The sequence below is a fragment of the Stenotrophomonas capsici genome (assembly GCF_034961085.1).
Lineage (GTDB): Bacteria > Pseudomonadota > Gammaproteobacteria > Xanthomonadales > Xanthomonadaceae > Stenotrophomonas > Stenotrophomonas capsici.
Genome location: NZ_JAYFUH010000183.1, coordinates 1 through 9,518, shown reverse-complemented (window position 1 = coordinate 9,518; position 9,518 = coordinate 1). Strand labels below are relative to the sequence as shown.

Annotated in this window: 9 protein-coding genes; 8 read left to right on the top strand and 1 reads right to left on the bottom strand. The window is 68.3% G+C overall.

Annotation, left to right across the window (positions count from 1 at the left end; translation table 11 throughout):
• Positions 1 to 438 (top strand): pseudouridine synthase (locus VA603_RS11095; RefSeq protein WP_323438867.1); only part of this gene is annotated, 438 nt, incomplete at its 5' end.
• Between the two features lie 159 nt (positions 439 to 597).
• Here the strand turns inward: VA603_RS11095 and VA603_RS11090 are convergent.
• The gene (locus VA603_RS11090) at positions 598 to 1,134 is read right to left on the bottom strand and encodes a DUF2059 domain-containing protein (protein WP_132863666.1); all 537 of its coding nucleotides are present in this window, start codon (positions 1,132 to 1,134) and stop codon (positions 598 to 600) included.
• A 297-nt stretch (positions 1,135 to 1,431) separates the two neighbouring features.
• Between VA603_RS11090 and VA603_RS11085 the strand changes: the two genes are divergently transcribed.
• The 7 genes from VA603_RS11085 to VA603_RS11055 all read left to right on the top strand — a co-directional run.
• A complete protein-coding gene (locus VA603_RS11085; RefSeq protein WP_323438866.1) occupies positions 1,432 to 2,490 on the top strand; it encodes a HEAT repeat domain-containing protein in 1,059 nt (352 codons plus the stop codon).
• Positions 2,487 to 3,995: a glycosyltransferase family 2 protein gene (locus VA603_RS11080; RefSeq protein WP_132863664.1), complete on the top strand. Its 1,509-nt coding sequence runs from the start codon at positions 2,487 to 2,489 to the stop codon at positions 3,993 to 3,995. Before VA603_RS11085 ends, VA603_RS11080 begins: the two co-directional genes overlap by 4 nt.
• On the top strand, positions 3,992 to 5,284 hold the full coding sequence (locus VA603_RS11075) for a YaiO family outer membrane beta-barrel protein (RefSeq protein WP_323438865.1): 1,293 nt from the start codon (positions 3,992 to 3,994) through the stop codon (positions 5,282 to 5,284). Before VA603_RS11080 ends, VA603_RS11075 begins: the two co-directional genes overlap by 4 nt.
• Before the next feature lie 19 nt (positions 5,285 to 5,303).
• On the top strand, positions 5,304 to 7,676 hold the full coding sequence (locus VA603_RS11070) for an LTA synthase family protein (protein ID WP_323438864.1): 2,373 nt from the start codon (positions 5,304 to 5,306) through the stop codon (positions 7,674 to 7,676).
• Positions 7,673 to 8,623 carry a hypothetical protein gene (locus tag VA603_RS11065; protein WP_323438863.1) on the top strand — a complete coding sequence of 317 codons (951 nt, stop codon included), beginning with the start codon at positions 7,673 to 7,675 and terminating at the stop codon, positions 8,621 to 8,623. Before VA603_RS11070 ends, VA603_RS11065 begins: the two co-directional genes overlap by 4 nt.
• A 189-nt stretch (positions 8,624 to 8,812) precedes the next feature.
• On the top strand, positions 8,813 to 9,244 hold the full coding sequence (gene arfB / locus VA603_RS11060; protein ID WP_192286969.1) for an alternative ribosome rescue aminoacyl-tRNA hydrolase ArfB: 432 nt from the start codon (positions 8,813 to 8,815) through the stop codon (positions 9,242 to 9,244).
• 3 nt (positions 9,245 to 9,247) lie between these two features.
• Positions 9,248 to 9,518: lysophospholipid acyltransferase family protein (locus VA603_RS11055; RefSeq protein ID WP_486679294.1), on the top strand; the 271-nt coding region annotated here is incomplete at its 3' end.

Here is a 9,518-nt window from a genome sequence, read left to right as displayed (position 1 = left end):
GACTACCTGGCGGTGTGCCGGGGCTGGCCGGCCGAAGACGCGTTCACCGTCGACCACGACCTGGACGGCGGCCCGGGCAAACCGGTCAAGAAGCCGGCCATCACCCATTTCCAGAAGCTGCTGACCGGCGAGCTGCCGATTCCCTCGAACGGCTTCCCGACCTCGCGCTATGCGTTGCTGCGCTGCCAGCCGCAGACCGGGCGTTTCCGCCAGATCCGCCGGCACCTCAAGCACCTGTTCCATCACCTGATCGGCGATACCAGCCACGGCGACGGGCGGCACAACCGCACGTTCCGCATGCAGGGCGTGCACCGCATGCTGCTGCACGCCGAGCGGCTGGCGTTCCCGCATCCGCAGGGCGGCCGGGTGGACGTGAGCGCGCCGCTGGACCGCGAGTTCGGCAAGGCGATGGACCTGTTCGGGTGGTCGCAGCCGTGAGGTGAGGGGGCCGTTGCCCCCGACTGCACCCCGCCCTGCTGCGCAGGGAGGGGATGGTTCCTGCAGGTCGGTCCGATCACAGCGACACCACGTTCCCGCCTCCTCCCTTGGCATCGCCAAGGGCAGGACCAGGCGGGGTGTCGTTGCTTCTTCTTTCGCTTACTTCCCGCCCTTGGCCTCGGGCTCATTGACGATCTGCTGCAGGTCCTTCTCCAGGTCCGCCAGCAGCGGCGTCATCTTCTGCTGGATGGCGACCATCAGGTTCTGCATCAGCGTCGGGGTCTTGTCGAGCAGGCTCTGGCCGGCCGGGCTCTCGTAGAACTCGGCCATCGCCAGCACGTCCTCCTTCGAGAACGAACGCTTGTACAGGTCCACGTACATCGGCCGCATCTGCGACCACGACAGCGCTTCGCGCATGGTCTGCGAGGTGCGCTGCTGGATGCGCTGGATGCGTTGCTTCTGCTCCGGGCTCAGCTGCTGGTTGCCGCTGAGCTGGGCGAACTGCTGCTGCTGCATGGCTTCCATCTGCGGCAGCATCGCGTCGAGCATGTTCTGCGCACGCGAGGCGGCGAGCAGGCGGTTGATGTCGCTGTCCGACGGTGGCGTGGCCAGGGCGGGCGCGATGCCGGCCAGCAGCAGGCTGCCGGCCAGCAGCAGGGGCGTGAGGCGGGAACGGACGGTGCGATGTGCAGACATGGGCCTTCCTGGAGTCCGGGGCATGCCCGGAGCATACCTGCGGTGCAGCATCGGCGTGCCGCTCGCCCGGCTTGGCCGACCGGACGTGTGATCGGGTGGTTTCGGCAAGTTGTTGTTTTCAATGTAAAAACAGCAATCCGCGTGAATGGCCTAGCAGATCAAGATGTCACCTGGATGAAAATTTTACGGAAAATGAGATGTAAATCACATTTTTCGGCGTAGGCTCTGCCTGAAGGTGCGACACAGGGGAGGGGCAGGCACGGTAGCCAGGCCCCTGCATCCATGGGGGGAAGGGCGATGGAAGAGCTGGCCAAGGGGTCGACTGTCGTGATGATCGCGGGCTGGGTCGCGGTGCTGACCCTGCTGCTCGCGTGCGTGCTGTTGACCCTCATCGTGATCCTGAGAATGCGCGCGCAGCGCCGCGAGCAACGCGACCTGCAGGCACGCGAGCACTGGACGCGGGTGCTGCAGCAGGCCCTGCTGGGGCCGGTGGAGGTGCAGCGGCTGCAGCCGGGTGAAGTGCAGGGCTTCGTCGACGCCTGGAACGCCCTGCACGAATCACTGCCGGAGGAGGCCGCACGGCGCCTGGTCCCGGTCGGGCAGCGGGTCGGGCTGGAGGAGGTCTCGCCACGGCTGCTGCGCGGCAGCTACCACGACCGCGCGATGACCATCATCGCCCTGGGCCACCTGCGCGACCGTCGCCTGTTCGACCGGCTGTCGCCGTTCCTGACCGACCGCAGCCCGATCGTGTCGCTGTGCGCGGCGCGTGCGCTGGCCCAGGTGGACCCGCCCCACGCGATGGCGATGTTCGTGCCACTGGTGGCCGAGCGCGAGGACTGGGTGCCGGGCAACGTCGCGCGCATCCTGGCCGAGAACAAGGACGGCAGCGCCGCCCGCGAGCTCGGCAATGCATTGCTGCGTGCCAACGCCGATACCACGGTGAAGCTGGTGCGCTTCCTGGCCGACATCGATCCGCAACGCGCCAGCGGCGTGCTCCGGCAGCTGCTGGACGGGCACGTCGACGACCACATCATCTCGGTCTGCCTGCAGCTGGTGAACGACCGCCACGAGCGTGAGCGGGTGATCGGGTTCCTTGCCGCCTCGCGCTGGCATGTCCGCATGCATGCGGCGGTCGCGCTGGGCCGCATCGGCGAGGCCGCCGACGCCGCGCGGCTGGAGCCGTTGCTGGCCGACAGCGTGTGGTGGGTGCGTTACCGCGCGGCGCAGGCGCTGATGGCGCTGAGCGGTAATGGGGTGGAGGCCATGCGCAAGGTGCAGCAGCGGCAGGGGGATGCCTTCGGCCGCGACATCATCGACCAGGTGTTGTCCGAGCACGGGCTCAGGGGGGCGACATGAACTACTGGCAATCCTTCGTGGAGTACCTGCAGCAGTTGCCATGGCTGCAGCAGCTGGCCGCGCTGCAGTGGCTGTTCGTCGCCTACTTCGTGGCGATCAACCTGGCCTACCTGGTGCTCAACTACATCTCCGCCTACCAGATCGTGCGCTACATGCGCGAATACCGGGCCAACTACCTGCCGGCGGCGCTGCGCGAGTACCAGCCGCCGGTCAGCATCGTGCTGCCGGCCTACAACGAGGAAACCTCGGTGGTGTCCTCGGTGCGTTCGCTGCTCAAGACCAGCTACCCCGACTTCGAGATCGTGGTGGTCAACGACGGTTCCAGCGACCGCACCCGCGAGGCATTGATCGAGGCCTTCGGCCTGGTGCTGGTACCGGAGGCCTATCGTGCGCGCCTGCACACCGAGCTGGTCAAGGGCGTCTATGCCTCGGCCCGCTACCCGCGCGTGCGCATGGTCGACAAGGCCAACGGCGGCAAGGCCGATGCGATCAATGCCGGGATCAACTGCGTGCGCTACCCGCTGTTCTGCGTGATCGACGCCGACAGCATCCTGCAGCCGGAAAGCCTCTCGCGAGTGGTGCGCCCGTTCCTGGAGGACCGCCGGGTGATGGCCAGCGGTGGCGTGGTGCGCGTGCTCAACGGCTGCACGGTCAAGGACGGCATGTTGTCCGAAGTCGGCCTGCCCCGCCGCCTGCTGCCCAGCTTCCAGCTGGTGGAGTACCTGCGCGCGTTCCTGTTCGGGCGCATGGGCTGGTCGCCGATGAATGCCCTGCTGATCATCTCCGGCGCGTTCGGGGTGTTCTACAAGGAACGGGTGATCGCCATCGGTGGCTATCGCACCGATACCGTGGGCGAGGACATGGATCTGGTGATCCGCCTGCATCGCAACCTGCGCGAGGAACAGCGCGATTACCGCATCGTGTTCGTGCCCGACCCGGTGTGCTGGACCGAGGCACCGACCGACCTGGCCTCGCTGCGCAACCAGCGCGTGCGCTGGCAACGCGGCCTGGCCGAGAGCCTGTGGTCGAACATCCGGCTGATGTTCAGCCGCCACGGTGGCGCGGCTGGATGGGTGGCGTTCCCGTTCATGCTGGTGTTCGAGTTCCTGGGCCCGGTGATCGAGGTGATCGGCTATGTCTCGATGATCGTGCTGGCACTGGTGGGGCTGGTGCCGCTGGATGTGTTCCTGGTGTTCCTGGCCGCCGCGGTGGGCATGGGCATCCTGCTCTCGGTCAACGCGATGCTGCTGGAGGAGCTGTCCTTCGGCCTGTACAAACGGCCATTGCAGCAGCTGCGGATGTTCGTCGTCGCGGTGCTGGAGAACTTCGGCTACCGCCAGATCAATTCCTGCTGGCGCTTCGTCGGCACCATGCGCTGGTTGTTCAGCCGGCGTCGGCGCCATAGCTGGGGACATGTCAGCCGCGATGGTTCCTGGCAGCAGAACGCGGCCGGTGCCGAGCCGGCGAGCCAACCGCATGCGCCGGAAGGGAGCCACCTACCATGAAGACCAGGAGCGATTCATTGGCCATGCAACCGCCTTCCACTCCCCGCACGCTGCACGTGGCGCTGCTGCTGGTGCTGGCCAGCTGCAGTGCCGCCGCGATGGCACAGGATGCCGAGCCGGACGCGCTCACCGTGCAGATGCGCCAGGTGCAGGCACTGGCCACCGGCGGGCAGCGTGCCGAGGCCCTGGCACGCTACACGGCCCTGCTGGTCGAGCATCCCGGCAATGGCGACCTGTTGCTGGCACGTGGGCGCACCTACGCGTGGGACGGCCAGTATGCGGCGGCGGAGAACGACCTGCGCGCGGTGGTGGAAAAGAGCCCGACCTATGCCGACGCGTGGTCGGCGCTGGGTGACGTGTACCGCTGGAGCGACCGTCCGCAACAGGCCGCCGACGCCTATTCCCATTGGGTGGAACTGGCACCGCAGGACCCGGCCGCGCGTATCGCCCGCGGGCGCGCCCTGCGCGATGCCGGGCAGCGCGAAGCGGCGCGCGCCGACTTCGATGCCGCCGCCGGCCTGGGCGCCGATCCCGGCGAGATCGCCGGCCTGCAGCAGAGCCTGTTGCCGCGCCTGTCCAACCCGGACGTGATCGTCGCCGGCTACCGCTGGAGCGCCAGCGCGGGTTGGGACCACACCGGCTTCAGCGGTGACCGGGAAAGCTGGAACGACGCCGACCTGACCGTGCGCCGCCAGTTCAGCCGCGGCTCGCTGGGCCTGGAGCTGTTGCGCGCCGATCATTTCGGCACCCGCGATACGGCCTGGGCACTGGATGGCTACGTCCCGTTGTGGCCGCGCGCCTATGCCAACCTGCGTTACCAGCACGGACCTTCCGGCGGGGTGCTGCCGCGCCAGGCCTGGCGCGCGGAAGTGTTCCAGGGCGTGGGCAGTGGCTGGGAGCTGTCGGCCAGCGTCGACCACCTGCGCTTCTCCGGCGATACCGAGTTCTACGGGATCGGCGTGGGGCGCTACGTCGGCAACTGGTACGGCCGCTACAAGCTGCAGCACGTGCCCGGCGTCGGCAATGGCAGCTGGAGCCACCGCGTGCTGCTGCGCAACTACTACAAGGGCGATGCCGACGACTACCTGGAGGTCAGCGCCAGCAGCGGCCGCAGCACCGACATGGACCGCTTCGGCACCGTGGTGCGCGACAGCAACGCCGCGGTCGGGGTGGCATGGAAGCACTACTTCGCGCCGAACTGGGGCTTCAAGATCGGGCTCGGCTATGCCGATGACGACGGCGGCTACGACGAGCAGCGTGTCTCCGCGTCGCTGTACACGCGCTGGTAGCCGGGCCGCGGTGATGACGATGACCGAACACAACGGCAATGCGTGGTCGCGTTTCTCCTCCGCCTTCCCGGCACTGTTGCTGGCGCAGGCGGTGCTGGTGGCCGGCGCGGTGCTCAATGGCCTCCAGGGCGCGAGCTGGGACGGCAACCAGCGGTGGGCCATCGCGGGCATCGCGCTGGCGCAGGCCGGCCTGGTGCTGCTGCGGCTGGTGCCGTTGCTGCTGCTGGTGAGCCTGCCGGTGCTGGCGATCCGCCGGCGCGTGCCGCGCGTGCTGCTGCTGGCGGTGGTGTGGTCATTGCTGCTGGTGGTGCAGGCCATGCTCGACCAGTACTACCAGGTGGCGCAGGTGCCCCTGGGCGCGGACCTGTTCGGTTACAGCACGGCGGAAATCCGCACCACGCTGGCCGATGGTGCAGCGCTCAACCCGCGCGGCGTGCTCGCCCTGGTGCTGCCGCTGGTGGTGCTGTGGCTGGGCCTGCTGCTCTGGCATCGCCGCGACGGGCGGGGCTCGACGCTGGCCACGACGGTACTGCTGGTCGCCGGCATCGCCGCATGGCTGCTGCCGCTGCCGGCCGGGGCCAAGGTGTTGAGCGATGATGCCGCACGCGGCCTGGCCTGCAACAAGCTGGCCTGGTTCAGTGGCGATGTATGGCGCTGGCGCCGGGACGGCGCAGGCATCGTTTCGCCGCCGCAGGTGGCCGCAGCCACGCAGTTGCCGGCGCTGGATCCGCAGTACCCGTTCCTGCGCCAGGAGTCGACCCCCGACACGCTGGGCGACTACTTCTCGCCGACCCGCGACGGCAGCCGGCCGAACGTGGTGGTGATCGTGGTCGAGGGCCTGGGGCGTTCGTTCTCCGGGCCGCAGGCATCGTTGGGCAGCTTCACGCCGTTCCTCGACGAACTGGCCACGCGCAGCCTGTACTTCGACAACTTCCTGGCCAACCAGGGCCGGACCTTCGGCGTCCTGCCGACGTTGTTCGGCTCGGCCCCGTTCGCCGAGCAGGGCTTCACCGCGCTGGGGGCCGGCATGCCGGCGCATCCGGGGTTGTTCAGCGTGCTCGGCCAGCAGGGTTACCACACCGCCTTCTACAACGGCACCGACACCGCCTTCGACGACGAGAAGGGGTACATGCAGCTGCAGCAGGTCCAGCAGCTGGTGGACATGAACTCCTTCGGCGACGGCTACCAGCGCAACCCCTTCAGTGCCTGGGGCTATCCGGACAAGGAGCTGGTCTCGCGCGTGCTGGCCGACAGCAACCGCCTGCAGACCCCGTTCCTGGTGGCGATCCAGACCATCTCGATGCACACCAGCTACGCGTTCCCCGGCCAGGAGGCCTACCGTGCGCGGCTGGAACAGCGCCTGCAGGCGTTGCAGGTGCCCGCCGCGCAACTGCCGGCGTACCGCGCCAACGCCGCGGAGTACAGCACCATCCTGTACACCGATGACCAGCTGCGCCGTTACTTCGACAGCGTGGCCAGTGCACCGTGGTACGCCAACACCATCTTCGTGGTGACCGGCGACCATCGCCTGCCGGAGATCCCGATGGGCGAGCACGTGGACCGCTACCACGTGCCGCTGATCATCTTCTCGCCCCTGCTCAGGCAGCCGCGGCGCGTGCGTGCGGTGTCCTCGCAGCTGGACGTGACGCCGTCGCTGGTGGCGCTGCTGTCCAATACCTACGGCCTGCAACGGCCGGCGCGGACGCCGTGGCTGGGCACCGGCCTGGACATGGCCGAGAGCTTCCGCAACATCCATGCGCTGCCGCTGCAGCAGACCAAGACCAGCGCGCCGGAGTACCTGGCCGAACGCTGGTGGCTGCGCGAGGGCAAGCTGTACGAGCTGCAGGACGGCATGCACCTGGCCGAAGCCGACGATCCCGCGGTGCGTGACTGGGTAGCCGCGCGACGGGCGCATTACGTGCAGGCCAATGCGATCTTCATGCAGCGGCGGGCATTGACCCCGGACGGTGCCAATGCGCCGCTGGTGGCGTACCAGGCACCGGCACGGCCTGATGCCCTGGCGGTGGTCGCACCGACCGCGCACGGCGTGGGCATGGAGTCCGCGCAGGTGGCGCGCATCGGCGAGGGCGTGCAGCTGACGGCGGTGTTCAGCAATGGCGACGCGGTCCCGAGCAAGCCGTTCGTGCCGCTGGCCGTGCTGGCGACCGAGGATGGCCGCGAGTTGAAGGAGGTGTACGGCAGCGCCGTGCAGCTGCCGGTCGGCGGCAAACAGCAGGTGCAGCTGCTGCTGCCCTATCCGCAGGCATGCGCCGGCCGCTGCTTCGTGTCGGTGTTCCCGTCCGACCCGGACAACGGCAAGCCGGTCGGCATCGGCCGCTACCACCTGCCGGTGGAGGCCGGTGCCGCCACCGCCGGCGGGAGCGCGCCATGAGGTCGCTGTGGGCCGGTGGCCTGGTCTGGTTGATGTGCGCGCTGCCGGCCACGGCGGCAAGCCCCGCCAGCCGCGCGTTCTGGACCTGGGAAGCGGAGTCGTATGCGCTGGTCGAGGATCCGGCCGTGGCCGAGGAGGCCATCGCCTACCTCAAGCCCCGGCATGTCGACACGCTGTACCTGTATGCCGATGCCTACCAGGGCCGCAACCTGATCGTGGAGCAACCGCAGCTGTACCGTGCCTTCATCGAGCGCATGCATGCGCAGGGCATGAAGGTCTACGCGCTGCTCGGTTCGGCCTACCTGAACACCGAGAACTACGTGCTGCCATCGCATCGCGCGCAGGCCGAGGCGATGTTCCGGCGGGTGGTCGAGTACAACGCCAGCGTGCCGGAGACGGCGCGCTTCGACGGCGCCAACCTGGACATCGAGCCGCACATCCTGGATGCATGGGACGAGGACACCCGCGAGGGCCTGCTCGCCGGCTTCCTGGACATGAGCGATGCACTGATGCGGATCAAGCACGCGCATGGCGCGACCTTGAGCGTGGGGCCGGCGATACCGTTCTGGCTCGATGGCATCGAGCTGGAGTGGAAGGGCAGGCGCCGCCCGGTCAGCGAACACACCATCGACCTGTATGACTACGTCGCGCTGATGGACTACCGCGACAAGGCCGAAGGCAGCGACAGCATTCTTTCGCATGCGGCCAGCGAGATCGCCTATGCCAACCAGGTGGGCAGGAAGGTGGTGATCGGGCTGGAGGTGTCGCCGAACGAGATCGACAAGGTCACCTTCGACGAGGAAGGGCCGAAGGTGTTCGAGCAGGAAGTGGCCAAGGTGGAGCGTGCCTTGCGCAAGGAGCCGTCGTTCGCCGGCTTCGCCATCCACCATTACCGCGCCTGGCGGCGTTGGGAAGCGCGGGAGTGGGATCCGGGGCAGGCGCGCTGAGTTCTCTCCGGGCCGCCTGTACAGCCTTCCCCAGCCGTGCAGGGAGAGGGTCGCTGGACGGGAAAGCGCATCGTGATGCTGCGTCTCACTGTCCCTTTGGCGCCGCCAAGGGGAGGGTTGGATAGGAACTTCCGCCGAGCACGCCCGCCGAGCATGGCCCGGCATGGGTCGGCTGCTTACAATGCGCCGATGGGGACAGGCCTGATCGAAATCTCGGCGCAGCTGGCGATACCGGAAACGGAGATCGTCGAACGCTTCGTGCGCGCCAGCGGGGCCGGCGGGCAGAACGTGAACAAGGTATCCACCGCGGTGGAACTGCGCTTCGACGTGGCCGGCTCGCCCTCGCTGCCCGAGCCGTTGCGGCAGCGCCTGCTGGCACGCCGCGACCGCCGCATGACCGGCGAGGGCGTGCTGGTGATCGACGCCCAGCGCTTCCGCACCCAGGACCGCAACCGTCAGGATGCCCGCGAGCGGCTGGTGGCCTTCATCCAGACCAGCCTGTCGGTGCCCAAGGCGCGGGTGGCGACCAAGCCCACCTACGGTTCCAAGCTGCGCCGGCTGGACCAGAAAAAGGAACGCGCCCAGGTCAAGCGCGGCCGTTCAACCCGCAATTGGGAGTAGTACTTGAGCCATTCCGAGCCCGTGGTGCCCGTCATTCCGTCCAATGTGCCCAGGGTCAAACCCAATGCGTTCGTCCGTTGGCTGGGGCGCACCGTGCTGCGCCTGGGCGGCTGGCGCATCCGCGGCCCGATCCCGGACCTGTCCAAGGCGGTGGTGATCGCCGCGCCGCATACCTCCAACTGGGACGGGCTGTGGGGGCTGGCGGCCAAGATGGCGCTGGGCGTGGAAGCGCGCATCCTGGGCAAGGACAAGCTGTTCTGGTGGCCGCTGGGCA

Coding starts and splice junctions, on each gene's coding strand:
- VA603_RS11085 (WP_323438866.1), top strand. CDS start 1,432: ATGGAAGAGCTGGCCAAGGGGTCGACTGTCGTGATGATCGCGGGCTGG.
- VA603_RS11075 (WP_323438865.1), top strand. CDS start 3,992: ATGAAGACCAGGAGCGATTCATTGGCCATGCAACCGCCTTCCACTCCC.
- VA603_RS11080 (WP_132863664.1), top strand. CDS start 2,487: ATGAACTACTGGCAATCCTTCGTGGAGTACCTGCAGCAGTTGCCATGG.
- VA603_RS11090 (WP_132863666.1), bottom strand. CDS start 1,134: ATGTCTGCACATCGCACCGTCCGTTCCCGCCTCACGCCCCTGCTGCTG.
- VA603_RS11070 (WP_323438864.1), top strand. CDS start 5,304: ATGACCGAACACAACGGCAATGCGTGGTCGCGTTTCTCCTCCGCCTTC.
- arfB (WP_192286969.1), top strand. CDS start 8,813: ATGGGGACAGGCCTGATCGAAATCTCGGCGCAGCTGGCGATACCGGAA.
- VA603_RS11065 (WP_323438863.1), top strand. CDS start 7,673: ATGAGGTCGCTGTGGGCCGGTGGCCTGGTCTGGTTGATGTGCGCGCTG.